The organism is Nocardia sp. NPDC046763, from assembly GCF_040645495.1.
Lineage (GTDB): Bacteria > Actinomycetota > Actinomycetes > Mycobacteriales > Mycobacteriaceae > Nocardia.
The window spans coordinates 1-25,740 of sequence record NZ_JBEYYI010000028.1 but is presented as its reverse complement, the minus strand read 5'-3'; the positions used below and the strand labels follow the sequence as shown (position 1 = coordinate 25,740).

General features: G+C 68.9%; 23 protein-coding genes and 1 pseudogene. 8 read left to right on the top strand and 16 right to left on the bottom strand.

Features of this window, described 5'->3' with window-relative positions:
• Positions 1 to 11 precede the first annotated feature (11 nt).
• From ABZ909_RS33900 to ABZ909_RS33880, 5 genes are read left to right on the top strand one after another with little or no spacing between them, the layout of a single operon-like run.
• On the top strand, positions 12 to 998 hold the full coding sequence (locus ABZ909_RS33900) for a protein phosphatase 2C domain-containing protein (RefSeq protein WP_357008009.1): 987 nt from the start codon (positions 12 to 14) through the stop codon (positions 996 to 998).
• Entirely contained in the window at positions 995 to 2,287 is a 1,293-nt protein-coding gene (locus tag ABZ909_RS33895; RefSeq protein ID WP_357008006.1) for a VWA domain-containing protein, read from the top strand. The genes ABZ909_RS33900 and ABZ909_RS33895 overlap by 4 nt, the downstream gene beginning before the upstream one ends.
• Positions 2,288 to 2,297: 10 nt before the next feature.
• Positions 2,298 to 2,957: an FHA domain-containing protein gene (locus ABZ909_RS33890; protein ID WP_357008004.1), complete on the top strand. Its 660-nt coding sequence runs from the start codon at positions 2,298 to 2,300 to the stop codon at positions 2,955 to 2,957.
• Positions 2,954 to 4,417 (top strand): hypothetical protein, encoded by a 1,464-nt coding sequence (locus ABZ909_RS33885; RefSeq protein ID WP_357008001.1) that lies wholly within the window; start codon positions 2,954 to 2,956, stop codon positions 4,415 to 4,417. Before ABZ909_RS33890 ends, ABZ909_RS33885 begins: the two co-directional genes overlap by 4 nt.
• Before the next feature lie 41 nt (positions 4,418 to 4,458).
• On the top strand, positions 4,459 to 5,070 hold the full coding sequence (locus tag ABZ909_RS33880; RefSeq protein WP_357007998.1) for a hypothetical protein: 612 nt from the start codon (positions 4,459 to 4,461) through the stop codon (positions 5,068 to 5,070).
• A gap of 42 nt (positions 5,071 to 5,112) precedes the next feature.
• Here the strand turns inward: ABZ909_RS33880 and ABZ909_RS33875 are convergent, their stop codons facing one another.
• Positions 5,113 to 6,132: a hypothetical protein gene (locus ABZ909_RS33875; protein WP_357007995.1), complete on the bottom strand. Its 1,020-nt coding sequence runs from the start codon at positions 6,130 to 6,132 to the stop codon at positions 5,113 to 5,115.
• A 91-nt stretch (positions 6,133 to 6,223) separates the two neighbouring features.
• On the opposite strand from ABZ909_RS33875, the gene ABZ909_RS33870 reads away from it, so the two are divergent.
• Positions 6,224 to 6,871, top strand: a complete 648-nt coding sequence (locus ABZ909_RS33870) for a TetR/AcrR family transcriptional regulator (protein ID WP_357007993.1) — start codon at positions 6,224 to 6,226, stop codon at positions 6,869 to 6,871.
• Here the strand turns inward: ABZ909_RS33870 and ABZ909_RS33865 are convergent.
• Positions 6,843 to 7,034 (bottom strand): annotated as a pseudogene (locus ABZ909_RS33865) (diguanylate cyclase); the annotation flags it as partial. The gene ABZ909_RS33870 and the pseudogene ABZ909_RS33865 overlap by 29 nt on opposite strands.
• Before the next feature lie 56 nt (positions 7,035 to 7,090).
• Positions 7,091 to 7,528 (bottom strand): SRPBCC family protein, encoded by a 438-nt coding sequence (locus ABZ909_RS33860; protein ID WP_357007990.1) that lies wholly within the window; start codon positions 7,526 to 7,528, stop codon positions 7,091 to 7,093.
• A gap of 618 nt (positions 7,529 to 8,146) precedes the next feature.
• Between ABZ909_RS33860 and ABZ909_RS33855 the strand changes: the two genes are divergently transcribed.
• Entirely contained in the window at positions 8,147 to 8,632 is a 486-nt protein-coding gene (locus tag ABZ909_RS33855; protein ID WP_357007988.1) for an MmpS family transport accessory protein, read from the top strand.
• A gap of 66 nt (positions 8,633 to 8,698) precedes the next feature.
• Here ABZ909_RS33855 and pdxS read toward each other — a convergent pair whose 3' ends face one another.
• The 11 genes from pdxS to ABZ909_RS33800 all read right to left on the bottom strand — a co-directional run bounded on the left by pdxS (position 8,699) and on the right by ABZ909_RS33800 (position 23,419).
• Positions 8,699 to 9,619, bottom strand: a complete 921-nt coding sequence (gene pdxS / locus ABZ909_RS33850) for a pyridoxal 5'-phosphate synthase lyase subunit PdxS (RefSeq protein ID WP_357007986.1) — start codon at positions 9,617 to 9,619, stop codon at positions 8,699 to 8,701.
• A gap of 352 nt (positions 9,620 to 9,971) precedes the next feature.
• Complete coding sequence (locus ABZ909_RS33845) at positions 9,972 to 10,640, bottom strand: hypothetical protein (protein ID WP_357007984.1); 669 nt, start codon at positions 10,638 to 10,640, stop codon at positions 9,972 to 9,974.
• Positions 10,641 to 10,753: 113 nt separating this feature from the next.
• Complete coding sequence (locus ABZ909_RS33840; RefSeq protein WP_357008233.1) at positions 10,754 to 11,794, bottom strand: NUDIX hydrolase; 1,041 nt, start codon at positions 11,792 to 11,794, stop codon at positions 10,754 to 10,756.
• Complete coding sequence (locus ABZ909_RS33835) at positions 11,794 to 12,918, bottom strand: glycosyltransferase family 4 protein (protein WP_357007981.1); 1,125 nt, start codon at positions 12,916 to 12,918, stop codon at positions 11,794 to 11,796. Before ABZ909_RS33835 ends, ABZ909_RS33840 begins: the two co-directional genes overlap by 1 nt.
• The gene (locus tag ABZ909_RS33830; RefSeq protein ID WP_357008230.1) at positions 12,915 to 13,877 is read right to left on the bottom strand and encodes a phosphatidylinositol mannoside acyltransferase; all 963 of its coding nucleotides are present in this window, start codon (positions 13,875 to 13,877) and stop codon (positions 12,915 to 12,917) included. The genes ABZ909_RS33835 and ABZ909_RS33830 overlap by 4 nt, the downstream gene beginning before the upstream one ends.
• Before the next feature lie 20 nt (positions 13,878 to 13,897).
• The gene (gene pgsA / locus ABZ909_RS33825; RefSeq protein ID WP_357007978.1) at positions 13,898 to 14,569 is read right to left on the bottom strand and encodes a phosphatidylinositol phosphate synthase; all 672 of its coding nucleotides are present in this window, start codon (positions 14,567 to 14,569) and stop codon (positions 13,898 to 13,900) included.
• 97 nt (positions 14,570 to 14,666) lie between these two features.
• Positions 14,667 to 15,242 (bottom strand): HIT domain-containing protein, encoded by a 576-nt coding sequence (locus ABZ909_RS33820; protein WP_357007975.1) that lies wholly within the window; start codon positions 15,240 to 15,242, stop codon positions 14,667 to 14,669.
• Positions 15,239 to 17,296, bottom strand: a complete 2,058-nt coding sequence (gene thrS / locus ABZ909_RS33815) for a threonine--tRNA ligase (protein WP_357007973.1) — start codon at positions 17,294 to 17,296, stop codon at positions 15,239 to 15,241. The genes ABZ909_RS33820 and thrS overlap by 4 nt, the downstream gene beginning before the upstream one ends.
• Before the next feature lie 486 nt (positions 17,297 to 17,782).
• The gene (locus ABZ909_RS33810; protein ID WP_357007971.1) at positions 17,783 to 18,553 is read right to left on the bottom strand and encodes a (2Fe-2S)-binding protein; all 771 of its coding nucleotides are present in this window, start codon (positions 18,551 to 18,553) and stop codon (positions 17,783 to 17,785) included.
• Positions 18,554 to 18,817: 264 nt separating this feature from the next.
• The gene (locus ABZ909_RS33805; protein ID WP_357007969.1) at positions 18,818 to 21,025 is read right to left on the bottom strand and encodes a bifunctional SulP family inorganic anion transporter/carbonic anhydrase; all 2,208 of its coding nucleotides are present in this window, start codon (positions 21,023 to 21,025) and stop codon (positions 18,818 to 18,820) included.
• Positions 21,026 to 21,208: 183 nt separating this feature from the next.
• Entirely contained in the window at positions 21,209 to 23,419 is a 2,211-nt protein-coding gene (locus ABZ909_RS33800) for a bifunctional SulP family inorganic anion transporter/carbonic anhydrase (RefSeq protein ID WP_357007966.1), read from the bottom strand.
• A 349-nt stretch (positions 23,420 to 23,768) separates the two neighbouring features.
• Here ABZ909_RS33800 and ABZ909_RS33795 point away from each other — a divergent pair, with 349 nt between their 5' ends.
• Positions 23,769 to 24,815 carry an extracellular solute-binding protein gene (locus ABZ909_RS33795; RefSeq protein WP_357007964.1) on the top strand — a complete coding sequence of 349 codons (1,047 nt, stop codon included), beginning with the start codon at positions 23,769 to 23,771 and terminating at the stop codon, positions 24,813 to 24,815.
• A 31-nt stretch (positions 24,816 to 24,846) separates the two neighbouring features.
• Here ABZ909_RS33795 and ABZ909_RS33790 read toward each other — a convergent pair whose 3' ends face one another.
• Positions 24,847 to 25,227 (bottom strand): DUF5313 family protein, encoded by a 381-nt coding sequence (locus ABZ909_RS33790; protein ID WP_357007962.1) that lies wholly within the window; start codon positions 25,225 to 25,227, stop codon positions 24,847 to 24,849.
• Between the two features lie 156 nt (positions 25,228 to 25,383).
• Positions 25,384 to 25,740: phosphoenolpyruvate carboxykinase domain-containing protein (locus ABZ909_RS33785; RefSeq protein WP_357007959.1), on the bottom strand; the 357-nt coding region annotated here is incomplete at its 5' end.

The window sequence follows — 25,740 nt, the reverse complement described above, 5'->3', positions numbered from 1 at the left end:
GGGGCATGATGATGACGGCCACGACAGAGGGAACCGGCGTGTGCCCGATGTGCGGCGCGCAGTTCGCCGACGGCGACCGCTTCTGTGAGGACTGCGGCGCCGCGCTGGTGCCCGCCGAACCACCCGCGGTGCCCTGTTCTTCATGTCCGACCGGAACACTCGACGCGGACGGTTTCTGCCGGGTGTGCGGCATGCAACCGGCGGTGTCGGACCGGCACGAGCTCAACATGGATGCGGTCGCCGCGGTCACCGATCGCGGAAAACGCCACGCGCACAACGAGGACGCCATGGCGCTGCGAGTGCTCCCCGGGACGGGAACCCGAATCCTGGTGGTGTGCGACGGAGTGTCCAGCTCCGACCACGCCGACGACGCCGCCCAGCGCGCCGCCGCCACCGCGGCCGATCGGCTCGCGGACGAGCTGACCGCGGGCACCGGATCGGAGGCGGCGACCATCCTGGCCATCGGCGCGGCGGCGGATGCCGTGGCGGCGTTGGGCGACAGCGGCGATCGCACACCGTCGTGCACCATCGTCTCCGCGGTGATCACCGCGAGCGCGGTCACCGTCGGATCGATAGGCGACAGCCGCGCCTACTGGCTGACCACCGACCCGGCCGCGACCCCGCCGCGGCGGTTGAGCACCGACGATTCGGTCGCGGCCGGGCTCGTCGAACTCGGCGTGGACGAGTCGACCGCCATGTCCATGCCCGATGCCCACACCCTCACCGCCTGGCTGGGCGCCGACGCCGACGCCATCGAACCCCACCTGCGCACCTTCGTGCCGGACGGGCCGGGTGCGGTGCTGCTGTGCAGCGACGGGCTGTGGAACTACTACCCCGACGCCGACCGGCTCGCCGAGCTCGCTCTGCCCGCGGCCCGGACCGATCCGCGCGCTGCGGCGCATCACCTGGCCGATCTGGCGCTGGCCGCGGGCGGCGGGGACAACATCACCGTCGCCGTCGCTCCGTTTCCCGCTACCTCGAGGAATCTCCGACCATGAACCAGCCCTTGGGTTTCCAGATCGAAACCTTCCAGAACGAATACCTGCCCGCCGGAGCCACCCGCGTCAATGCGGTGGTCACCGTGACCGCCACGGGCGGCGGCGGGATGCCGGCCGGCAACAGGGCGGCCGAGGTGATCATCGTCGACTGCTCGGGCAGCATGGATCACAGCTACGGCAAGCTGGCCGCCGCCAAGAACGCCACCGCCGCAGCGATTTCCGCGGTGCGCGATGGCGTGGACTTCGCGGTGGTGGCGGGCACCGACGTGGCGCGGATGGTGTACCCGGTGACGCCGTCGCTGATCACGGCCACCCCCGCAAACAAGGCCAATGCCGTTGCGGCCGTGCAGCAATTGCGGGCGGGCGGCGGCACCGCAATCGGCACCTGGCTGCGGCTGGCGCGGCAGCTGTTCGGGAACCGGGACGGGCTACGGCACGCAATCCTGCTCACCGACGGCCGCGACGAGCACGAGACACCTCAGCAGCTGGACGCCGAAATCACGGCCAGTACCGGGGTTTACGTGTGCGACTGCCGGGGCGTGGGCACCGACTGGGAGATCGCCGAGCTGCGCAAGGTCTCGAGCGCGCTGCTCGGCACCTGCGATATCGTCGCCGACCCCAAGGATCTGGCGGCCGACTTCCAGGCCATGACCACGGCCGCGATGGGCAAGTCCGTCGCCGATGTCGCGCTGCGGCTGTGGACGCCGCGCGGGGCCGCCGTGAAATTCGTCAAGCAGGTCGCGCCGGAGCTGCTCGATCTGACCGGGCGGCGCACCGAGAACGGCGCGCAGACCGGCGAATACCCGACCGGATCGTGGGGCGGGGCGGAGAGCCGCGACTACCACATCTGCATCGAGGTCGCGCCCGGTGGCCTGGGCGACGTCATGCTCGCGGGGCGGGTCAGCCTGGTGCGCGGCAGCGGCGATCAGGCCGAGGTGCTCGGGCAGGGTCTGGTCAAGGCCGTCTGGACCGATGATGTCGTGCAGTCCAGCAAGATCAGCCCGGAGGTGGCCCACTACACCGGGCAGGCCGAGCTCGCCGACGTCATCCAGGCGGGCCTGGCCGCGCGCCGCGACGGCGACTTCGACACCGCCACCACGAAGCTCGGGCGCGCGGTGCAGATCGCGGCCGCCTCCGGCAACGAGGACACCGCCAAGCTGCTCGAAGGCGTTGTCGATGTGCTCGACGCACGCACCGGGACGGTGCGTTTGAAGTCCGCGGTGACGAAGGCCGACGAGATGACCCTGGATACACGGTCGACCAAGACTTCACGCGTGCACAAACGATGAGCGAGGCGACATGCTGACCTGTCCGGCCGGACACGATTCGGTCTCCACCGACTACTGCGATGTGTGCGGGCTGCTCATGGAGGCGGGCGAGAAACCCGCGCCCGCACCGGAACCCGCGGCGATGCCGTGCCCGGTATGCGGGGAGCCGCAGACGGGGCGGTTCTGCGAGGGATGCAGCTACGACTTCGTGGCGGCCGGGCCCGCACCGACCGTCGTCGCACCGGCACCGACGGTGATCGCGCCGCTGCTGACTCCTCAACCGTCCGGAACAGCGTGGACTGTAACAGTTTTCGCTGACCGCGAGTACTTCGACACCATGCGCAGCGAGGACGACGACGTCGAATTCCCCGCCTACTGCCCCGAACGCGTCTTCGCGCTGCGGGGCGCGCAGGTGCGGGTGGGCCGCTTCAGCGCGTCCAAGGGTATCGATCCCGAGATCGATCTCACCGGGCCCCCGCATGATCCGGGCGTCTCGCATCTACACGTACTGTTCGTCGCCCAGCCCGGGAACGGCTGGGCCATCATCGATCTCGGCTCCACCAACGGCACCCGCGTGAACGCGGCCGCCGATCCCATTCCGCGCGGGCAGGCGGTGCCGGTGCGTTCCGGTGACCGTATTCACCTGGGCGCGTGGACCACTCTCACCCTGAAGCAGGACAACCCGTCATGACGACGATGCTCACCCGTCCCCAGACTCCGCGCGCCGAGGCCGATCCGGCCACGGGCGCGCTCGCGCGGCTGCGTGGATTGCTGCCCGGGCGGTCGGACACCCCGGGCTGGATCCGGCTGCCGGCCATCGCCGCGGTCGTGCTCACCGCGGTGACCGCGCTGGTGATGGCCGCCGACGCACGAACGACCCGGCACGGGATCGACGTCATCGGCAACCACACGGCACCGACGGTGACCGCCACGGAGGATCTGTACTTCGCGCTCGCGGACATGGACGCGCAGCTGGCGAATGTGCTGCTCGCCGGAAACGATTCGACGCTGGGAAGCGTGCGCACGAACGCACTGAGCGTCTACGAGCAACGCCGGGTGCAGGCCGATGCCGACCTGCAGCAGGCCATGACCATCGCCACCAATGACGATGCGTCCCGGCAGATCCGGGAGCTGCTCGACAAGTTCGGGCAATACGAGGCGCTGGCCGCGGACACCTTCCAGCTCAGCGATCTCGATCGCGGGGCGGCCGGGCAGCCCTCGGCGCGCACCCTGGAGGCGTACCGAACGGCAACGGGGATGGTGCCGGATCTGCTGTCGCGCGCCCAGAAGCTGGCCGACACCAACAGCGGTGTACTGAGCCAGGCGTACCAGGACAGCGAGCACACCACGGTCGCGGCCCGCGTGCGCATCGCCGTGCTCGGCCTGCTGCTGCTCGGCGTGCTGGCGGGATTGCAGGTCGTGCTGCGGGTGATGCTGCACCGGCGGGTCAACCCGGCGCTGGCCGCGACCACCGTACTGATGCTGGGGGTGCTGACCGGCGGCTACCTCGCGAATACCGCTGCGGCACACCAGCTCACCGTCGCCAAGCGGGACGCCTTCGACTCGCTGCTGGCGCTGCGGCAGGCGCGGGCGCTGAGCTACGACGCCAATGCCGACGAGAGCCGGTACCTGCTCGACCCCGCACACGCGGCGGCGTATCAGCAGAGCTACTTCGGGAAAGCGCAGCGGCTGGCCGGGGTCCAGGCGCGCGGCGTCGACGACTATCCGGGCGCGCTCGACCAGGCGATCGGCGCACACAGCGGCGATCTCGCGCAGGCCGTCAGCGCCGACTCCTTCCTCGGCGAGGAACTGCGCAATATCACCTTCGCCGGCGAGCGCCAGGCCGCCGAGCAGAGCCTGCTCACCTACCAGGCCTACCAGCACGACGATCACGCGCTGCGCGGACTGGCGGGCTCGGACCTGCGGGCGGCCATAGCCCTCGACACCGGCGCTTCCAACGACCACTTCGCCGCCTACGACAAGGCCCTGGTGTCGACCATCGAGATCAACCAGCACGCCTTCGATACCGCGATCGCCCAGGGCGAGAACGAGCTGTCGGGCTGGAGCACCTGGCTGCCGTACGGCGCGGCCGTGGTCGTCGCGGTCCTGGTGCTGCTCGGTGTCCGGCCACGCCTGGCCGAGTACCGCTGATCCGAGGTGACCGGGCACGAGACCTCGGCCAAGATGGTCTCGTGCCCGATTTCACCGCAATCAGCCCCGACGCCCTGCGCTTACTCATCGCCGAGCGAGCCACGGCGCTGCCGGGGTATGCGGTGATCGCGGTGGACGGCGCCGATGCCGCGGACCCGCTCACCGTCGCGAACGGGGTCGCCGAACTCCTGCGCACCCGGGGCCGTCCCGCCGCGGTGGTGTCGCTGCACGATTTCGTCCGGCCCGCCTCCGTGCGCCTGGAATACGATCGCGACAGCGAATTCACCTACCGCACCGGGTGGTTCGACTACGCGGCGCTGAATCGCGAAGTCCTCGAACCGCTTCGGGACATCGGGCGCTACCTGCCCGCACTCTGGGACGAACGCGCCGATCGCTCCGCCCGGGCCCGCATCCGCACCGCCGACGACACCACGGTGCTGTTCGTCGCCGGACCCATGCTGCTCGGGCGCGGGCTGGACTTCGACCTGACTGTCGGCCTGCGTATGTCACAGGGAGCACTACGCCGCCGGACGGACGCCGCGACCCTGTTCACCGTGGACGGGCTGCTCGAGTTCCAGCGCGAGCACGCCGAAGAACCCGATATCCAGGTCGCCTGGGACCATCCTGACCGGCCGGCGATCCGGGTCGGCTGAGCCCGCCAGACGATCGCGATCGGCCGAGCCGCGGCACGGAACTCAGCGCGATTCCGCCTGCTCGGCCAGGGCCCCGAACGCCACCTTGGGCGCCCAGGTCAGCGAACCGCCCTCGGGCTGAAGAACTTTCACCAGTCCCGGGCTCGCCAAGTCCAGGTCGAGCGCGGGGTCGTCGCGGTGTGGCAGATCGTAGCGGGCGAAGCAGTAGTAGAAGGCGGCGTCCACGCCCGCGGTGTCGAGGATGCCGAGCAGGTCGGTGAGGTGGTCGGCCTGGGCGAGCTCGTCACGCTCGTAGGGGCCGTCGAGGCGTAGCGGCCTCGCGGTGTCCGGATCCCACTCGATTATGTCGAAGCCGTGCGGGCCCGCATCGGGCGCGCCGCGGAAGGACGGGCAGCCGAATTCGGTGATGGCCACCGGCTTTCCGAGCTGCTCCCCCTGAGCGACATAGGCGCGCATGGTGTCCCGGTAGCCGGGGGCCAGATCCGCGCCGCGGTATCCGGCATCGGTGGCGAGGATGTCGAAGAGAGCCCAGTCGACCTGCTCGAACGGCAGGCTGCAATAGGTCAGCCTGCCGCGGAAGCGGTCCCGGGCGATCGCGGCGGCGCGAGCCAGGAGATCGTTGACGCGAGCGGGGATTCCGGCGAGGGCGGCCTGACCCGCCGGGGTGTGGAGGGCGGCGGCCCGCTCGGCCAGGGTTTCGCCGGGCAGATATCCGAGCACGAACATGGCGAGCTCGGACCCGACCGCCAGCACGATCTCCGCGCCGCTCGCACGCAGGCGTTCAGCGTGTTCGGCGCAGTCGGCGACGACGGCGAGGACTTCGTCCTCGGTGACGTCGTTCAGGAACGGGCACACCCAGACTTCCAATCCGGCGGCCGCGGCCTCGGAGGCCGCCAGATTCAGGCGTTCGGGGTACCCGCCCGTGATGCGGACCGCGTCACAGTGCAGGTCCGCGCGGATGACTCGCATGTCCTCGCGGACCCGTGCGATATCGAACGGCTCGTGGGTGCTGCTGCCCAGGTTCACGAAGCCGGTGTCGTAGCAAACGCCGATCGCTCTCATCGGCTACCTCCTCCAATTACGGTACGACTCGTACCCTAGTTGCGACCATAGCCTGCCCGAGCCGGTCTCGCAAGGTACGCTCAGTACCGTTATGAGCGAATCGACAGAGCGCGCGACCCGCCGCCGCGGCCCGGCACTGGAACAGGCGATCCTGCGCGCGGCCGTGGACGAACTGCTCGAATCCGGGTACCCCGGGATGACCATGGATGCCGTCGCCGCCCGGGCGGGCACCAACAAGAACGCCATCTACCGGCGCTGGCCCAACCGCGCCGCACTCGGCGTCGCGGCGTATCGGCAACTGACCTCGGCCGCGCTCGAACTGCCGGACACGGGCGACCTGCGCGCGGACGTGCTGGAGCTGTTGCGCCGCGCCAACTCCCATCTGTCCTCGCCGCTCGGCGAGATCCTGCGCAGCCTGCTCTCCCAGCTCGCGAACGAGCCCGAACTGCTCGCTCAATTGCGGGAACAGTCCGGGGACGCGGCGACCCGGCCGTGGCTCACCATCCTCGAGCGGGCGGTCGAGCGCGGCGAAGCCCCGCCCGCGGCGTGCGTGGCCCGGGTCGCCACGACGCCGATCGACCTGCTGCGCAACGAGTTCGTGACGCGCGGCGTGCCGGCGGTGCCCGACGACGTGCTGGTGGACATCGTCGACACCGTGTACCTACCACTGATCCGTGGCTATTCGGCGGCGGGTCACCACCGGGGCGAAGTCAGGCCGTCCAGGGCGAACCGAGCATGACCTCGACGAAGTCGCCGCACCGGAATCCTGGCGAGAAGTGTTCCAGGACATCAGCTTTCACATTCCCGAAGGTGGTGTCCGGGCGATCGGCGATCCCGGCGGTGAAGGCGGCCAGGATGCCGCGCTCGAAATTCGGGCGCGGGTGGGTGGCGATCACCGCGGCGCAACGGGCCCAGTTCCGGACCGCGCGCCGGGCGTGACCGGACGGTCCCGACGCGGTCAGGCCGTGCCGGACTCGAGCAGAGCCTTCGCGCGATCCAGGCCGGAAACCTCTGCGGCCATGGTCTTCTGGACCGGGCCGTTCATGAGCAGCTTCTTGAGGCCCGACAGTTCCGCGGCGAGCGAGAAGGTCACCGCGGTGCCCTCCGCCACCGGCGCGAAGGCATAGGTGACCGTGGGACGCAGCGGTCCCGCGATGCCGTTGAGGACGACCTTCTCGTTCGGGATGTACTCGGTGATCTGGACGTCGGCGGGGATGCCCCGGCCGCCGGGACCGGAGACCGTCTGACGGTAGATAGTGCCCACGGCGGGCGCGCCTTCGGCGGTGATCGTCTTGACGCCGGTGCGCCAGCGGGCGCTGTTGGTCGAGTCGGCGAAGAAGGCGAACACTTCGTCGACGGGGCGGGCGATGGTCACCGTACGGGACGCGGCGGGCATGGCGGTCCTTTCGCCTCGAGGGTGTTCGGCAGCGATGCTGGCGTTCATGAGACCAGCAAGCGGGCTCTCGGGCCACCACCCGGGCGGCGTGTCCGCGCCCGTTTTCGCCGAGCCCGGTCAACTCACCACCGGCGATGGCGAGCGTCATCGCGTAGGCAAAGTGGTCGATTACCAGCATGCTGGCTCCTTGCCGGAGTGGCTTTTCATGACGGCTCACCGATGACTGAGCCGAAGACCAGTAAGGAAGCACCAGGTGGTGCCTTTGCCGCAGTACATTCCGAAAGAATTAGCTGGTGTTTGCTGAACGGTATGCACGCAGGTAGCTGCCGGTATGGGCGAGTCCGGAGCGCTGCGCCTGCCGCGCATCCGATCCTTGGCACCCAGCACCTACCCGGCAACCCGCAGGTAGCCGAAGGTCACTCGTGCACAATGCAACCGCGAAATCCTCCGAGATCCGCACTCTGCCGACTTCGGTGAGAATCTCCAATTCCGTCCGATACCAACGGATTCCCCCACCGATTCGACGACCTATCCATCCTCGCTTCGGGCGGTTCTCAGCGCGCAATTCCGCTGATACGGTTCCGCTCCGGTCCACAGGAATACAAATCAAGGGGATTCATGACGTACCAAGGTGTTCCGGCTCCGGGATATCCGATGCAGCCGCCACCGCCGAAAAAGCGGAAGATCTGGCCGTGGATCGTGGGGGCACTGCTGCTGTTCATCGTGCTGCCGTTCGCAGCCTGCACAGCGGTGTTCGGCAAGGCCGCGAATGATGTCGCCAAGGAATCCAAGCGCACCGTGGATGTCCGCTACGAGGTGACCGGGTCCGGCGAAGGCACGTACGTCAAACCGTCGATCACCTATAGCGTCGGGGACACGGGATCAGGGACCAGCACCTCGGCACAACTGCCGTGGAGCAAGGATGTCACCCTGACCGGCTTTCTGAAGATGGCCACCCTCAGCGCGACGGCCGCCGACGACGACAGTGCGACCATCACCTGCCGCATCATGCAGGGCGACAAGGTGCTGGTGGAGAACACGGCCACCGGCTCGCTGGCCCTCGCCACGTGCACCATGGACCTGAGCAAGATCACCGGCAATTGACACGACAACCGCCGGGGCTCCGAACGGAGCACCCGGCGGTGTCGAATTCGCTTCTCGCGGAGCCGATTACCAGCCGCGCTCGGCGAGGCGGTGGGGCTGGGGGATCTCCTCGACATTGATGCCGACCATGGCCTCGCCCAGGCCGCGCGAGACCTTCGCGAGGACGTCGGGGTCGTCGTGGAAGGTGGTGGCCTTGACGATGGCGGCGGCCCGCTCGGCCGGGTTGCCGGACTTGAAGATGCCCGAGCCGACGAACACACCCTCGGCGCCGAGCTGCATCATCATGGCGGCGTCGGCGGGGGTGGCGATGCCGCCGGCGGTGAACAGCACGACGGGGAGCTTGCCGGTCTCGGCGACCTCGGCGACCAGCTCGTAGGGGGCCTGCAGTTCCTTGGCGGCCACGTACAGCTCGTCCTTGGGCAGGGAGGTCAGGCGGCGGATCTCGTCGCGGATCTTGCGCATGTGGGTGGTGGCGTTGGAAACGTCACCGGTGCCGGCCTCACCCTTGGAGCGGATCATGGCCGCGCCCTCGGTGATTCGGCGCAGCGCCTCGCCCAGGTTGGTCGCGCCACACACGAACGGGACGGTGAAGGCGAACTTGTCGATGTGGTTGGAGTAGTCGGCCGGGGTCAGTACCTCGGACTCGTCGATGTAGTCGACACCCAGCGACTGCAGGATCTGCGCCTCGACGAAGTGGCCGATGCGGGCCTTCGCCATCACGGGGATGGAGACGGCGTTGATGATGCCGTCGATCATGTCCGGATCCGACATGCGGGACACGCCACCCTGGGCGCGAATGTCGGCGGGGACCCGCTCCAGCGCCATGACCGCGACGGCACCGGCGTCCTCGGCGATCTTGGCCTGCTCCGGCGTGACGACATCCATGATCACACCGCCCTTCAGCATCTCGGCCATGCCGCGCTTGACGCGGGCGGTACCGATGGTCGGGGTGGTGTCGGGCGTGGTCACGGCAAACTCCTGGGTCATCTGGGCCAATCGGATCGCTCGGAATCGAACAGGTCGATTCTAGGCGGCACTTTCAGGCCACTTCATAGCCAGTCCGACACGACTGGACTGCCCGCCCCCACAAGGGATGACGGGCATCACAGCGCCAGGGTTACCGTGCCGCTATTACAGCGGTCCGACGACGAAAATCGTCGCCCAATACTCGGCTGCGGCCGGGCCCATCAACGGTTCCAGGAAGTCGTAGAGCAGGTAAGACACGAAGAATTTTCCACCTTCCACACACGGTCCGCCGATTCCGTTGCGCGGCAAACCTTCCCAGGGACCCTAGCGGAGGTTGCGCCATAGATCACGGGAAGGTCCGGGAGGCCGCCGATCAGCCCAGGGTGAAGACGTACCGACTCGTGGGCACCAGATCCAGATTCAGGTGCGCGCCGAAGCGCACGACGCTCTCCATCATGGCCGTCACGCGCCGCTGCAGTTCCGCGTCGTCCCCGCCGCTGCCGTAGAAGGCATGTGCGCTGGTCATGGCCGCCATCGGGAACAGTTCCTCGACGAGGGCGTCGACCCGCTTGCCGACGGTGATCGCCTCGGTGACGGTGTTCTGGACGTAGCCGAACGTGTCCTGGGTCTCGATAGCCACTGGCGTGTGCAGGACGTGCCACCGATGCAGCCACTCCTCCCGCGTCAGGTCCTCGGGAATCCGCAGAATCGCGATATTCGCCAGCGCGTCGGTCCGGACCCCGTCCTCGACCACCGGCGGCTCGATGGGCCGACGCTCATCCACGACCCACCCGTTCACGTCCTCCGCCACCGCCCGCAGCAGGTCGGTGACCGCCGCGTGCTCACCCTCGGTCCACACGCTCACGATCGCGTCGATCGGCGCGTCATAGGTGGTGTGCTTCACCTGCGCGGCCTCGACATCGGCATCCCGCACATTCACCTGATAGGCCGTCACGCCCACCCCGGCCAGCTCTTTGCGCAGCTCCTCACCCCGCAGCCGCTCCCCCAGTCCCGTGCCCCACAACACATACATCAACTTCATGCCGTAAGTCCTTGCCGCAGATCACCATTGATCGCCCCACCGTAGCCCCGCCCGCCGCCCGGAATACGGGCTTTCAGCCGCCGATCCCACCCACCGGACCGGGCCGGCGGTTGTCAGCGGATGGAGCGGACTTCGGGGTCGATGTCGGAGTCGGCGGCCGCGATGGCCTCGGCGAGCAGTTGGTCGAGGTGGTAGGGGTAGACGGTTTCGCCGGAGTGGTCGATCTGGGCGATGTCGGTGGGGGTGCACCATTTACTGCCGGTGATGGAGCGGCGTTCGATGTAGTCGAGATTGGTGGGAACCGGGTCGAAGGCCCTGGCACGCAGGACGAAGAAGAGTTCCTCGGAGCGGATGAGTTCGCCGTTGAAAGGGAAGACCGCTACCCGGCGCCAGAGGGGGCCGCGCAGGGCCGACGAATCGGCGGCGTGGCCGGTTTCCTCGTAGAGTTCACGGATCGCGGCCTCGCGCAGGGTCTCCCCGGGGTTGACGCCGCCGCCGATGGTGAACCAGAACGGGACGTCTGGGACCTTGGGGTCGACACCCTGCAGCAGCAGGACCCGGTCGTTCTCGTCGACCAGGACCACGCGGGCCGAGGTGCGGACGGTGTCGACATCGAGGCCGGTGGAGGCGGCGGGGGTGACCCGCTCGGCGATCTCGAAGTAGATCGGCAGCGGTGCGGTACCGCCGAGGTGCAGCCAGCGGACCAGGCGGCGGGTGCGCAGGGCGAGGGTGTCGCGGACCGCGTCGTTGTGGAAGCGGCGGGCGATGAGGACCCGGGCCTCGGCGTCGGCGAGTTCGGCCACCAGCTGGGGTGGCAGCAGCGCGATGTCGACCGCGGACAGGGCAGCGGCGAGCTGGTTCTCGACGGTTTCGCGGTCGCGCCAGTTGGAGCGTTCGGCACGGTCGGCCAGGGCGGTCAGCCGGCGGGCCTGCTCGACCAGGGCCGGATCGTAGAGCCCGGCCAGGGTGGTGGCCACCGAGCGCCCCACCACCGCGCGCCGGGCCAGGGCCGCGTCCAGCGCGTGACGGGCCTGGTCGGTGCGCACGTGCAGCCTGTCGAGGCGGTTGGCGGTGGTGTACGCCCAGACTGCGGCGGTGACGATGAGGGCCGCGACGAGGGCGAGGACCAGGATGGTCGTCGCGGAGAAGGTGATCATCCGGCGGTCCTGACGCGCACGTCGCCGATGGTCACGGTCTCGTACACCCGAAGGATCTGCTCGGCCACGACCGGCCAATCATATTCGCCGACAACCTGATTGGCGGTGCGGATGAACTCCTCGCGCCGGGCGTCGTCGGTGAGCATGCCGCTGATCGCCTCACCCAGTCGCGCCGAGTCACCGACCGGCACCAGCTGTCCCGCGGTGCCGTCGCGCAGTACCCGGCGGAAGGCGTCCAGATCGCTGGCGACCACGGCGGTCCCGGCGGCCATCGCCTCGACCAGCACGATGCCGAAGCTCTCGCCGCCGAGATTGGGTGCGACATAGACATCGGCACTGCGCATGGCCGAGGCCTTCTCGGCATCCGACACCTGGCCCAGGAAGCGCAGGTGTCCCGCGTTCTCCCCCGCCTCGCGGCGCAGCCGGTCCTCGTCACCGCGGCCGACGATCAGCAGCTCGAGCTCCGGATGCCGGCGCACCAGTTCCGGCAGCGCGCCGAGCAGCACCTCCATGCCCTTGCGCGGCTCGTCGAACCGGCCCAGGAACAGCACCGACTTCCCCGCGCGCGGATAGCCGGACAGCAGCGGCGCGTGCGCGAACGCGGGCACGTCGACACCGTTGGGGATCTCGACCGCGTCCCCGCCCAGCGCCTCCACCTGCCAGCGCCGCGCCAGCTCGCTCACCGCGATCCGGCCGCTGATCTTCTCGTGGTACGGCCGCAGCACACCCTGAAAAGTGCTCAGCACCAGTGACTTCGTGGTCGAGGTGTGGAAGGTGGCCACGATCGGCCCCTCCGCGATCTTGAGCGCCAGCATGGACAGGCTGGGTGCGTTGGGTTCGTGGATGTGCAGGACGTCGAAGTCGTTCTCGGCGATCCAGCGGCGGATCCGGGTATAGGCGGTGGGCCCGAAGGACAGTCGTGCCACCGAGCCGTTGTAGGGGATGGCCACGGCCTTGCCCGCCGACACCACGAAATCGGGCAGCGGCGTGTCGTCGGCGGCGGGCGCGAGCACGCTCACCTTGTGGCCGCGCTCGATGAGCACCTGCGCCAGCTCCACGACATGGGCTTGCACGCCGCCCGGCACATCGAACGAATACGGGCAGACCATGCCGATTCTCATAGCGCCCCTGTTCCCTGCGACCCCTGCGCGTCATGGCCCAGCGCCTGTTGCGCAGCGGCGATACGTTCCAGTCTGGCCTGCGAGAGGTCGCTTTCCCACAGGGGCTGCAGCATGTGCCAGTCCGCCGGATGGGCGGCGATATTGGCGGCGAACACGTCGGTCAGCGCCTGGGTGGCGGGCGCGATGCCGCCGGAGAGATCCAGCGCCTCGAAGACCTGCATGCCCCAGCCCTCGCGGCCATCGGCCTCGGTGGTGAACCAGCAGTGCACGGGCAGCAGCGCCGCACCGGTGTCGGCGGCCAGTTTGGCGGCGCCGGCGGGCAGCCAGGTGCGTTCACCGAACATGGTGACCGGCACCCCCTTACCGGTGAGGTCGCGCTCCCCCAGCAGGCAGACCACCTTGTTGGCCCGCAGCCGATCGGCCAGCTGCGGGAACGGCGGCTGCTCGCCGCCGGTCAGCGGGAACACCTCGAAGCCCAGGCTCTCCCGGTACTCGACGAACCGCTCGAACAGCGACTCCGGCTTCAAACGCTCCATGACCGTGGCGAACTGGCCGTAGTTCTGCGCCAGCCAGACCCCGGCCATATCCCAATTGCCCGAGTGCGGCAGCACCAGCAGCACGCCCTTGCCCCGGGCCAGCGCCGCGTCCAGGTGCTCGACACCGTCCACGTGCAGCTGTCCGAGCGCCGTGTGGTCCATCGACGGCAGCCGGAACGCCTCGCGCCAATAGCGGGCATAGGACCGCATACTCGCCGCGATCAGGCTGTCCGGCACCGCCGCCGGAGTCGTGCCCAGCACGCGAGCGAGGTTGCGGCGCAGCTGGTTCGGGTGCCCACGGTGCGCCTTCCGATTCGATCGCCGGGCGGCGGCGTTCGCGCCCGCGTCGAAGCCCTTGCGCGCCACACCCTCCGGCAGGCCCCGGACAAGCCGCCACCCGGCCGCGTACGCCTTGTCGGTCATCGCGGACGTGAAATCGGTTGTCACCGCTGCGGATCCTCCGGAGCCTTCGCCGTGGGGGCGATGATGTCGCGGGCGCCAGGGGAATTGCGCACCGCCAGCACCCGCTGGAAGACGGTGATGATGCTGAGCACGGCCAGGGCGTACATGGCCGCGTACACCGCGTACGACAGCCAGGTGATGCCGAAATAGCCACCGATGCCGGTGAATCCGGCGCCGACCAGCACGATGACCAGGCGGTCGGGCCGCTCGATCAGGCCGCCGTCGGCCGACAGCCCGCTGGCCTCCGCCCGCGCCTTCGCGTACGAGATGACCTGCGAGGTCACCAGCACCACCAGGGTCGCCACGAACAGGTGCTCGGAGTGCGCGTGGTACACCGACCACCAGGCAAGCCCCGCGAAGATGGCGCCGTCGGCCACGCGGTCACACGTGGCGTCCAGCACCGCACCGTATTTCGTGCCGCCGCCCCGGGCGCGGGCCATGGCCCCGTCCAGCATGTCGAACATGACGAACAGCCAGATCACCATGGTTCCCCAGAACAGGTGACCGGTCGGGAACAGGGTCACCGCCGCGACGATCGAGGCGGTGGTGCCGATGAGCGTCATCGCATCGGGCGTGAGCCCCGTGCTCACCAGCGCTTTGCCCAGGGGCGCAGTCGCTTTGGCGAACGTCTCGCGACCGAAGAAGCTCAGCACGCTGTCCCGCGTCCTTCCATGCTGTAACCATTGGACATGAACGGGGGCCCTACATGGTTACGCTTCGCTGCCGCTTCCGGGCCTGACCCGCTCATGCCTATTCGGCTTCCTTCCACGCCTGTGCCAACAGCGCCCGGGTTTCCCGGAGCAGCTGCGGCATCACCTTCACTCCGCCGACGACGGTAATGAAGTTCGCGTCCCCACTCCAGCGCGGCACGATATGTTGATGCAGGTGATCAGCGAGTGAACCACCGGCAACGCCACCGAGATTCAAGCCGACATTGAAGCCCTCGGGCCGCGACACCTGCTTCATCACCCGGATCGCCTGCTGGGTGAACGCCATCAGCTCGGCGCTCTCCTCGGTGGTCAGGTCCTCGAGGTCGGCGACCCGGCGGTAGGGCACCACCATCATGTGGCCCGGGTTGTACGGGTACAGGTTCAGCACCGCGTACACCCACTCGCCACGCGCGACGATCAGGCCGTCCTCGTCCGACATCTCCGGGATGTCGGTGAACGGGTGCCCGGTCTTCTTGGGCACGTCGATCTTCCGGTCCTCAGCCTCACCGGTGATGTAGGACATCCGGTACGGGGTCCACAGCCGCTGCAGGCGATCCGGATCCCCCGCACCGGTATCAACGATCTGCTCGGGCACGGCTGCAATCCATTCACTCATCGATCCGCCTTGCGGATCTCGAAACCCTCCGCGGTAGGCGACTCGTTCTCGCGGCGCGCGATCCAGTCCACGATGGTGGCCACCGCGTCGGCGACGGGCACACCGTTGACCTGGGTGCCGTCGCGGAAGCGGAAGCTGACCGCGCCGCTCTCCACATCGCGCGCGCCGGCCAGCAGCATGAACGGCACCTTCTGCGCGGTCTGGTTGAAGATTTTCTTCTGCATGCGGTCGTCGCCGTGGTCGACCTCGGCGCGAATGCCGTTGTCCCGCAGGCGTTCGATCACGCCGTCCAAGTGCTCGACGAAGGTCTCGGCGACCGGGATGCCGACCACCTGCACCGGCGCCAGCCACGCCGGGAACGCGCCCGCGTAGTGCTCGGTGAGCACGCCGAAGAAGCGCTCGATGGAGCCGAAGAGCGCGCGGTGGATCATGACCGGGCGGTGCTTGGCACCGTCGGAGCCGGTGTACTCCAGCTCGAAACGCTCGGGCAGGTTGAAGTCCAGCTGGATGGTGGACATCTGCCAGGTGCGGCCGAGCGCGTCCTTGGCCTGGACCGAGATCTTCGGGCCGTAGAAGGCGGCCCCGCCCGGATCCGGCACCAGCTCCAGACCGGAGTCGGTGGCCACCTTGCGCAGGGTCTCGGTGGCCTCCTCCCACAGCTCGTCGGAGCCCACGGACTTCTGCGGGTCCTTGGTGGACAGCTCCAGGTAGAAGTCGTCGAGGCCGTAGTCGCGCAGCAGTGAGAGCACGAACTGCAGGGTGCTGGTCAGCTCCGCGTGCATCTGCTCCTTGGTGCAGTAGATATGCGCGTCGTCCTGGGTCATGCCGCGCACCCGGGTCAGGCCGTGCACGACGCCGGACTTCTCGTAGCGGTAGACCGAGCCGAATTCGAACATGCGCAAGGGCAGTTCGCGGTAGGAGCGCCCGCGCGACCGGAAGATCAGGTTGTGCATCGGGCAGTTCATCGGCTTGACGTAGTAGTCCTGGCCGGGCTTGCGCACCGAGCCGTCCTCGTTGAGTTCGGCGTCGAGGTGCATGGCCGGGAACATGCCGTCGCGATACCAGTCCAGGTGGCCGGAGACCTCGAACAGATGGCCCTTGGTGATGTGCGGGGTGTTGACGAACTCGTAGCCGGCGGCGATGTGGCGGCGGCGCGAATAGTCCTCGAGCTCCTTGCGGATGATGCCGCCCTTGGGGTGGAACACCGGCAGGCCCGAGCCCAGCTCGTCGGGGAAGGAGAACAGGTCCAGTTCCAGGCCGAGCTTGCGGTGGTCGCGCTTCTCGGCCTCCTCGAGCAAGCGCAGATGCTCGTCCTGCGCCTCGCTGGATTCCCAGGCGGTGCCGTAGATGCGCTGCAGGTCCTCACGGGACTGGTCACCACGCCAGTAGGCCGCCGAGGAGCGGGTCAGCTTGAAGGCCGGAATGTACTTGGTGGTCGGGATGTGCGGGCCGCGGCACAGGTCGCCCCACAGCTTCTCGCCGGTGCGCGGGTCCAGGTTGTCATAGATGGTCAGCTCATTGCCGCCGACCTCCATGACCTCCGGATCGTCGATGCCCGACTTGTCGGAGATCAGCTCGAGCTTGAACGGCTCCTTGGCCAGTTCGACGCGGGCCTCGTCGACCTCGACCACCCGGCGCGAAAACCGCTGCGCGCCTTTGATGATCTTCTTCATCCGGGACTCCAGCTTGGCCAGATCCTCGGGGGTGAAGGGGCGGTCGACCTGGAAGTCGTAGTAGAAGCCGTCCTTGATGAACGGGCCGATGCCCAACTTGGCCTCGGGGAACTCCTGCTGCACCGCCTGGGCCAGCACGTGCGCGGCCGAGTGCCGGATCACATTGCGGCCGTCCGGGGAATCGGCGGTGACGACCTCCACCTCGGTGTCGAGCTCGGGCACCCAGGACAGGTCCTTGAGCGCGCCCTCGGCGTCACGCACCACGATGACCGCGGCCGGGCCCTTGCTCGGTAGATCCGCCTCGCGCACCGCGGCCCCGGCGGTAGTCCCAGCCGCAACCCGGACGCGGGCGACTGGGGTCTGCTGGGGTGAGGTGGTCACGGCTGGACACTCCTTGGCGGTTCACGGCGGGCGGTCGATCCGCCGTACAAGTTGGACTGGATGACCGGGCACCCCCTTCGTGAAGGGCAGAGCCCCGGCGGGCACCACTCTATCGGCACGGTTGTCACCGCGCGCCGATGGACCGGCCCCGCCGCGTCGCCCGCCCCCGCGCACGTCCCGGCCCGGGTCGATCCTGCCGCTGTGACCAGGTGAAACACCCGATCAGCACCAAGAATCGAGTAACCGTCAGCACCTGCGGAACAAGATCGGCCCGAACCGCGGAGTCCAGCGCTCACGGGCAGGTCGACCGCCTGATTCTCCGAGCGACCGCCCCGGCACGGCAAGCGAATTCACCACGGGGCCGAGGCCGCCACTCGCGTGCGGCGGCCTCGACCGTGTGCGTTTGTCCTGCGCCGCAGGAGGTTTCGGGCAGCCGGGGTGGCGGCTGCGGGCGCGCACGACGATCCGACGCGCGCCGCCCGGCCGTCAGCCGCGCGCGGCGACCTCGGCGAGCAGGGCTTCGCGTTCGGGGGCGGGGCGTTTGGGGCAACTGGTGCACATCTGGCAGCCCGGCACCTCGAAGACCAGGCAGCAGGAGATGCGGCGCACGAAGGTGCGGCCGCCGACGTCCTGGAAGCGCGGCACCGGCAGCCGGCCCGCGACATCGCGGGCCAGGCGGGCACCGGCCTCCTCGGCCCCGATGTCCAGGGCACGGTTGCCGACGGCGTCGGCCACGATCGCCCACAGCGAGGCCGCGCCCGCGCCGGACACCTCGGCCACCACCGGAATCACGCGAGACAGCGTGTGCCGCAACGCATGTCCGACGGAAGCCGTCGCACAGCAGCCTCCGGATTCGGCGTCCGCACTCTCGGCGGGAACCACCGGAGCCGGGCCCGCCGACTCCGCGGATCGCGGCGATGGCGTGATCGGAGACCAGGATTCGATGGCGAGCGGACCCGCGCCGACGAGGTAGCCGTGCGGTTCCGGCAGCACCCGCTCCACGCCGCCGTCGGGCCGGATCTCCAGGGCGATGTGCTCGAGCGCGGGGTCGAAGGCGGGCCGCCCGCTCGCGATGGCCGCGACGATCGGATCCACCAGCGACGAGGCCGCCATGCACCACCACAGCGTCCCCGACACCCGCGAGTTGGCAGTCCCCCACGAGATCCCCATGTCGGCGATCCGCTCGGCCAGCCACTGTGGTCGCAGTAACTCGGTGCCCGGCACCAGGGCCTGTGAAACGGGGGGCTGCGCAACCATTTCCATTCGACTCCGATCCGGCCGATTCACAGTGATCACTACCCACGATGTCACGTTTTCGCGCCGATGTGGGCCGCTCCCCCACGACCCCCGGCGCACCCGTTCGACCCGCGATGCCGCGAGGCGCGCTCAGCGTATGCCGCGCAAGCTCCCCCGCCGCGCCGACGCGCCAGGCGGCGAGCATCGGCCGGATCGCCACTCTGGAAGACAGATAGTGCGGGCATTCCCGAACGGGAAGCCCGCACTATCGCAGGGTGGGCGCTATCAGTGCGTGTGGGCCAACGCCGATAGCTCGGGTGCGTCGATGTCCCGGATGCCCGTGGAGGTGACCTCCAGAACTCGGGCGGTCCCGATGTCGAAGAACAGGCCGGATACCTCGAGGCCGCGTTCCAGGATCGCCCGCCGGACCACCGGGTGGGCCCGCAGCGTGTCCAGCTGGACTGCCACATTCACGATGGACAGCTGGTCCACCACCCCGAATCCGGCGCGCGCCGCCGCGGCGGCGACCGGGTCGCCGGAGCGGAAGCGATCCAGGCCGGCCCGGCCGTGGACCAGCCAGTTGCCCAGGCCGGGCCCGGTGGGCCCGCCCGCGACCAGTGCCTTCATCGCCCCGCACGCGGAGTGACCGCAGACCACGACGTTGTCCACGACCAGATCGTCGATGGCGAAGGCGAGCGCCGCCTCGATGGAGCTGTCGCGGCCGCCGGGGACCACCAGGTTGCCGACATTGCGGATGGTGAATATGTCACCGGGCCCGCTGTTGGTGATCATGTTGGGCACGATCCGCGAATCCGCGCAGGTCAGGAAGAGCGAGTGCGGGTTCTGCTCGTCGCGTAGCTCGTCCAGGTGCGGGCGCACCACGTGGGCGTTGCGCTGATGGAAGGCCGCCACGCCCTGGGTGATCGGGTTGCCGTCGTCGTCGCGCCAGGGGCGCAGCACATCGTCGAGCAGGGCGCGGGCGCGCCCGCGCACCGGCGGGCCGGTCAGGGCGTGCGCCATGCGAGCGGTGCCGAGTTCCACGAATTCGACTGTGCCGCCGGTACTCTCGTGCTGGTTGGACCAGTCGTGGACGGCCTCGTAGGCGGCGTGGTCGAGGAAGTCGACGCTCATCTCGACCAGCACATCGACCCCGCCGGGCACCTTGGCCAGTTCCGAGGACAGTTTCGGCAGCGCCAGGAAGGTGCAGGTGCCGTCGATGCTGACCAGCCAGCGATCGGTGCCGGCTACCTCGCCGGCGCTCACCGAGACGCGCACCACCCGCCACAGCAGCAGGCCGAAGGCCAGCGCCAGGCCGATGACGACGCCCTCGAGGAGGTTCAGGAACACCACGCCGAGCACGGTCACGAGGTACACCAGCAGGTCGCCGGTGCGCCGGGCGAGTTTGATGTGGGCGAGCTTCACCAGCTGGATGCCGACCACGATCAGCAGACCGGCCAGGGCCGATTTCGGAATCTGCTGCACCAGACCGACCAGCGCCACCGAGAACACCAGGATCCAGAGGCCGTGCAGGAACGCCGAGGCGCGCGAGCGGGCGCCGGCCTGCACATTGGTGGCACTGCGCACGATGACGCCGGTGACCGGCAGGCCGCCGAGGCCGCCGGAGATCACATTGGCCGCGCCCTGCCCGACCAGTTCACGGTCGAAGTTGGTGCGCTCGCCGGTGTGCATCTTGTCCGCGGCCACCGCCGACAGCAGGCTCTCCACACTGGCGATCAGCGCGATGGTCAGTGCCGCGAGCACCACCTCGCTCCACTTGCCGGAGGGCAGCGCGGGCAGTCCGATGGCGTCGAACAGCGAGCCGCTCAACACGATTCGCTCCGGATCGCCGGGCAGCACCAACGACAGCACGGTGCCGACGACCACGGCGACCAGGGGGCCGGGCAGCACCTTCAGTTTGCCCGGCACGTACTTCCAGCTGAGCATGATGGCGATGACCACCAGGCCGACGACGAAGTCGTCGCCGTGCAGGTTGAGCAGCTGGTTCGGGAGTTCCTTCAGGTTCTCCCACGCGGAGCTCTGCGAGGTTCCGCCGAGCAGCACATGGAACTGCTGCAGCGCGATGGTGACACCGATACCGGCGAGCATGGCGTGCACCACGACCGGCGCGATGGCCAGCGCGGCACGGGCAATGCGGCTGAGCCCGAACAGGATTTGCAGCACACCGGCCAGCACGGTAATGAAACAGGCTGTCTTCCAGCCGAATTCGTTGATGGTGGCGGCGACCACCACGGTCAGGCCGGCCGCGGGCCCGCTGACCTGCAGCGGTGAACCGCCGAGCAGGCCGACGACGAGGCCGCCGACCACGCCGGCGATGAGTCCGGCGGCGATGGGCGCACCGGAGGCGACCGCAATGCCGAGCGAGAGCGGCAGTGCGACGAGAAAGACGACAAAGGATGCAGGAAGATCATGACGCAGCAGGCTGTCGAGCCGGCCGTCGGTTCTACCTGGCGGTGAATCGGTGTCGCTAGACATATCGCTCCTCAGCGAGCATGTACAGGGGGCATCGAATAAAGGCTGCGGACAGCGTTGGCCGCAGAGTCACCGGACGAGCAGAGCCAAGGTTAAAGGTAAAGACTTAGCAAAATCTGAGAAATGTAGGCCCCAATGCAAAGGGGGGTGAACCCCCTCGGGTCCACACCCCTTCTTCCCCGGTCGTCACGCGGGTCGGACCACCCGCCCGACGTGATCGATCTCGGCGATCCCGTCCACCGTGACCTCCACCACGCGCGCGGTGGCGATATCGAAGAACAGGCCCGAGAGCACCACGCCGCGTTCCTGCACGCCGCGGCGGACCACCGGATGCGCGGACAGCGTTTCCAGCTGCACCGCCACATTCACCATGCCGAGCTGATCGACCGGCCCGAACCCGGCCGCCACCGCGGCCACCGCGACCGGATGCCCGAGCCGGAACCGCTCGAGGCTGGGCCGGGCGTGCGCGAGCCAGTCGTCGAGCTGGGACCCGGTGACCAGTTCGCTGTGCAGCGCACCCATGGCACCGCACCCGGAGTGCCCGCACACCACCACCGAGCGGACGTCCAGCTTGTCGAGGGCGTAGATGAGCGCGGCCTCCATGGACGAGTCCTGGGCGCCACGCGGAATCAGGTTGCCCACATTGCGCACCGTGAACAGGTCACCCGGACCGCTGTTGGTGATCACGTTCGGCACGATCCGGGAGTCGGCGCACGTGACGAAAAGAGAGTCTGGTTGCTGACTGTCGCGCAGCACCCCGAGGTGCGGGCGCACGACGTGCGCGTGACTGCGGTGATAGGCGGCTACACCGGCGACGATCGGGTCCACATCGGTGGCGGTGCGCCGCCAGGGGCCGAGGACCTCGTCCAGCAGGTGCCGGGAGTGCCCGCGGGCGGGCGGCCCGTCGGCGACGTCGGCCATGCGCACCGCGCCGACCTCCACGAATTCGACTGTGCCGCCTGCACTCCCGTGCTGGTCCACCCAGTCCTGCACGGCGTCGTAGGCGGCGTGGTCCATGAAGTCGACGGTCATCTCGACCACCACATCGGCACTGTCGGGCACCTTGGCGAGCTCGGCGGTGAGCCTGGGCAGCGCCAGGAAGGTGAAGCTGCCGTCGACGGTGACCCGCCAGCGCCGCGCGTCCACCTCCTCGGCCACCACCGACACCCGCACCACCCGCCACAGCAGCAGGCCGAAGGCCAGCGTGAGCCCGACCAGCATGCCCGGCAACAGATTCCAGCACACCACCACGAAGGCGGTGGCGGCGTACACCACCAGGTCGCCGGCGCGCTGGGCGCGCCGGATATGGGCGAGTTTGATCAGCTGGATACCGACCACGATGAGCAGTCCGGCCAGCGCCGCCTTGGGAATCGAGCGCACCACGTCGACCAGCGCCACCGAGAAAAGCAGGATCCACAGCCCGTGCAGCATGGTCAGGGCCCTGGTGCGCGCTCCCGCTTCGAGATTGGCGATGCCGCGCACGATGACCGCCGCCACCGGCAGGCCGCCGATCAGTCCCGAGACCATATTGGCCGCGCCCTGGCCGAGCAGTTCGCGATCCAGATCCGTTCGGCGCCCGGAGTTCTGGCGCATCCGGTCCACCGCCACGGCCGATAGCAGGGTCTCCACGCTGGCGATGAGCGCGATGGTCACCGCCATCAGGGCCACCGTGGCCCAGCTGCCGTGCGGCGCCTGCGGCAGGTGCAGTTCCGCCGGCAGTGAGCCATTCAGCGTGATGTGCTCGACCCGCACCGGCAGCACGCGCGCCAGTAGGGTCGCCACCACCACCGCCACCAGCGGCGCGGGCACCCGGCGGGCCGGTTCGGGCAGCCGCCGCCAGCCGAGCAGGATGGCGATGACGACCAGTCCGATGCACAGGTCGCCGGGATGGACCGAGGCCAGCTGATGTGGCAGCGCGATGATGGCGTCCCAGGACGAGGTCAGCGAATCGCCGCCCATGAGCACGTGCACCTGCCCGAGCGCGATGACGATGCCGATTCCGGCGAGCATGGCGTGCACCACCACCGGCGCGATGGCCAGCACCCCGCGTGCGATCCGGCTGAGCCCGAACAGGATCTGCAGGCCACCGGCCAGGATGGTGATGAAACAGGTGGCGGCCCAGCCGAATTGGTTGATCGATTCGGCGACCACCACGGTCAGCGAGGCGGTGGGCCCGCTGACCTGGAGGGTCGATCCGCCGAAGAGTCCGGCGACCACGCCGCCCACCACCGCGGCGATGAGTCCGGCGGCGACCGGCGCGCCCACGGCGACGGCGATGCCGATGGACAGCGGCAGGGAGACCAGGAAGACGACGAACGAGGCGGGTAGATCGTGGCGCACCAGGGCGGCGAAGCCGGGAAGCGACGTCCGTGGAGGCTGATCGGTGTCGGTGGACATATCTCTCCTTCGCCGGCACGGCAGCGCCGCGCGGTTCATCGGTCAACATGTACTGGCATCGAATCGAGAGGCAGCGGCGGGCGAGGCTGGAGAACCACGACGCTTGGCAGATCGCGGGTAATCGTAAAGACAGCGCAAAGGAAACGAAAAGCGTTTGTGACTATCGAGGCTAACCGCTACCAAACTGTGACACAAATCACTGCACCACGCAAAGGGTTGTTGCGGGCCGAGATGTCACCGTCTGTTCACCCGCCGCACCCTGCGGAGTCAGAGACGCTGCCTAATCTCTCGCGACAGAGTGCTGTGGAACCCGAAGTGAGACGGGGTCCTTCGGAAAGGGTTCCGCGGAATGTCGCTCCCCCGCTGCGTTGTCATCGCGGCCGTCACCGCCAGCGCGCTCGCGACCACCGGTTGCGGCACGCACGCCGAACCGGCATCCGTTCCCGCCGTGACCAGTTCGTGGACCCCGCCATCCGGGCTGTCCGGGCAGCTCACCCTGTACTCGGCGAATCCGCAGGACCTCACCGACGACCTGCTGGCCGGATTCACCAGGGCATCCGGGGTGAAGGTGAACGTCGTCAGCGGCGAAACCGGCAAGATCACCGCCAAACTCGACAAGGAGGGCCCGCGGCCGCAGGCCGATGTGGTGTACCTGGCGTCCTGGACACCCGCGGCGGAGTACGACCTGCAGGGCCGCACCCTCCCCTACACCCCGCGCGGCGCGGACCAGGTGCACGACGGCTGGATCGGCAAGGATCACGGCTTCATCGGCCGGGACGGGTCGGCGCTCACCATGGTGGTCAACAGCAAGGTGAGCCCCCGCCTGCCCAACGACTGGGCCGATCTGGCCGCGCCGGAGTTCCGCGGCCGGGTGATCATGCCGGACCCGCGCGAATCCGGCACCGCCCGGGACCTGCTGGCCGCCATGGTCAGCGCGTGGGGCAGGGACCGCACCTGGGCCATGTTCGACGCCCTCTTCGAGAACGGCATGGTGGTGCGCGGCGGCAACGGCCCCGCCCTCGACGAGGTCGCCGCCGGCGCCTACGCCGTCGTCCTCGGCGGTGTCGACTACGCGGCCTACGACGCGGCCGCCAAAGGCGTTCCGCTGCGGGTCATCTCACCGTCCTCCGGCACCGTGATCACACCGCGGCCCGTCTTCATCCTCAACACCACCCACAACCCCGCGGCCGCGAAAGCCTTGGTGGACTACATGTTCACCCCCGAGGCTCAGCAGATCACCGCCGTCCACAAGATGATCCCCGCCCGCACCGACATCCCGGTCGCGCCCGGCACCCGCTCCTACGAAGAGGTCAAGCAGCTCCCGTTCTCATGGGATCAGGTCAAGGGCGATGGCAACGGCGTCCTCGCCGAGTTCACCGAGCGCTACCTGACCTGATCTGTTCGAGCAGATCTGATCCACCCGAGTTTCAGCCGCGCCCGTGTGCCCGTTCGTAGGCCTCCCGCGCCGCCGCCGCGCGATCGCGTTCGCGCTGATCGGCCAGGACCGGGTCGAGGCCGTGCTTGGCGAGCCGGGCCCGGCGGAAGACGTACATGAGGGCGGCCGTGAAGTAGATCAGCGGCAGGTACAGCAGCGCCATCATGGCCAAGCCCATCCAGAGCGGGCCGGGTATGAGCAGGAACAGGCACAGCGGCGGAATGATCGGGATGAGGATGCGCAACATATAGCGCCGCGCCGCACCCGGACCGGTCAGGTCGTCGATCACCCACTGCCGCATGCTCGGCGGCAGCGTCCCGCCACAGATATAGCGCAGGCGCTGTGCCAGATTCGGTTTGGTCGGATCGCTCATTTCTGACTGCTTTCGATGGTGACGGATACGGGCTGGCGGGTGATGGCGTGCCGACGGCTTCCTCGAGAGTATGCACGCCGGTGCTGCCCGGGCGGTCAAGTGCGACATGCGCACCTGGCCGCCCGGGCATCCGACAGCCCCGCCACGAGGGCACCGTCAGAGCGCCTCGGCGAGGCGCAGTTTCAGGGCGACGAGTTCGGCCCGCAAGGCATCGGGCAGACGGTTGCCGCCGATGGTGGCGTACCACTCGTCGATCGATTCCAGCTCGCGCACCCACTCGTCGGTGTCGACGGTCAGGGCGGCGTCGATCAGGCCGCGGTAGCCGTCGCCGAGTCCGTCGAGATCGAGCGCGGCGGCGGTGGGCACGAAGCCGATCGGCGTGCGCTCGGCCGGAGCAGTGCCGTCCAGCCGTTCGAGCGCCCACTTCAGCACGCGTACGTTGTCGCCGAAGCCGGGCCACAGGAACTTCCCGTCGGCGCTGCGGCGGAACCAGTTGACCTGGAAGATCTTCGG

Coding starts and splice junctions, on each gene's coding strand:
- ABZ909_RS33855 (WP_357007988.1), top strand. CDS start 8,147: ATGACGTACCAAGGTGTTCCGGCTCCGGGATATCCGATGCAGCCGCCA.
- ABZ909_RS33805 (WP_357007969.1), bottom strand. CDS start 21,025: ATGTCTAGCGACACCGATTCACCGCCAGGTAGAACCGACGGCCGGCTC.
- ABZ909_RS33790 (WP_357007962.1), bottom strand. CDS start 25,227: ATGAGCGATCCGACCAAACCGAATCTGGCACAGCGCCTGCGCTATATC.
- ABZ909_RS33820 (WP_357007975.1), bottom strand. CDS start 15,242: ATGAGTGAATGGATTGCAGCCGTGCCCGAGCAGATCGTTGATACCGGT.
- ABZ909_RS33800 (WP_357007966.1), bottom strand. CDS start 23,419: ATGTCCACCGACACCGATCAGCCTCCACGGACGTCGCTTCCCGGCTTC.
- ABZ909_RS33875 (WP_357007995.1), bottom strand. CDS start 6,132: ATGAGAGCGATCGGCGTTTGCTACGACACCGGCTTCGTGAACCTGGGC.
- ABZ909_RS33900 (WP_357008009.1), top strand. CDS start 12: ATGACGGCCACGACAGAGGGAACCGGCGTGTGCCCGATGTGCGGCGCG.
- pdxS (WP_357007986.1), bottom strand. CDS start 9,619: ATGACCCAGGAGTTTGCCGTGACCACGCCCGACACCACCCCGACCATC.
- ABZ909_RS33830 (WP_357008230.1), bottom strand. CDS start 13,877: ATGACCGACAAGGCGTACGCGGCCGGGTGGCGGCTTGTCCGGGGCCTG.
- ABZ909_RS33890 (WP_357008004.1), top strand. CDS start 2,298: ATGCTGACCTGTCCGGCCGGACACGATTCGGTCTCCACCGACTACTGC.
- ABZ909_RS33795 (WP_357007964.1), top strand. CDS start 23,769: ATGTCGCTCCCCCGCTGCGTTGTCATCGCGGCCGTCACCGCCAGCGCG.
- ABZ909_RS33860 (WP_357007990.1), bottom strand. CDS start 7,528: ATGCCCGCCGCGTCCCGTACGGTGACCATCGCCCGCCCCGTCGACGAA.
- ABZ909_RS33835 (WP_357007981.1), bottom strand. CDS start 12,918: ATGAGAATCGGCATGGTCTGCCCGTATTCGTTCGATGTGCCGGGCGGC.
- ABZ909_RS33895 (WP_357008006.1), top strand. CDS start 995: ATGAACCAGCCCTTGGGTTTCCAGATCGAAACCTTCCAGAACGAATAC.
- ABZ909_RS33870 (WP_357007993.1), top strand. CDS start 6,224: ATGAGCGAATCGACAGAGCGCGCGACCCGCCGCCGCGGCCCGGCACTG.
- ABZ909_RS33885 (WP_357008001.1), top strand. CDS start 2,954: ATGACGACGATGCTCACCCGTCCCCAGACTCCGCGCGCCGAGGCCGAT.
- ABZ909_RS33845 (WP_357007984.1), bottom strand. CDS start 10,640: ATGAAGTTGATGTATGTGTTGTGGGGCACGGGACTGGGGGAGCGGCTG.
- ABZ909_RS33810 (WP_357007971.1), bottom strand. CDS start 18,553: ATGGTTGCGCAGCCCCCCGTTTCACAGGCCCTGGTGCCGGGCACCGAG.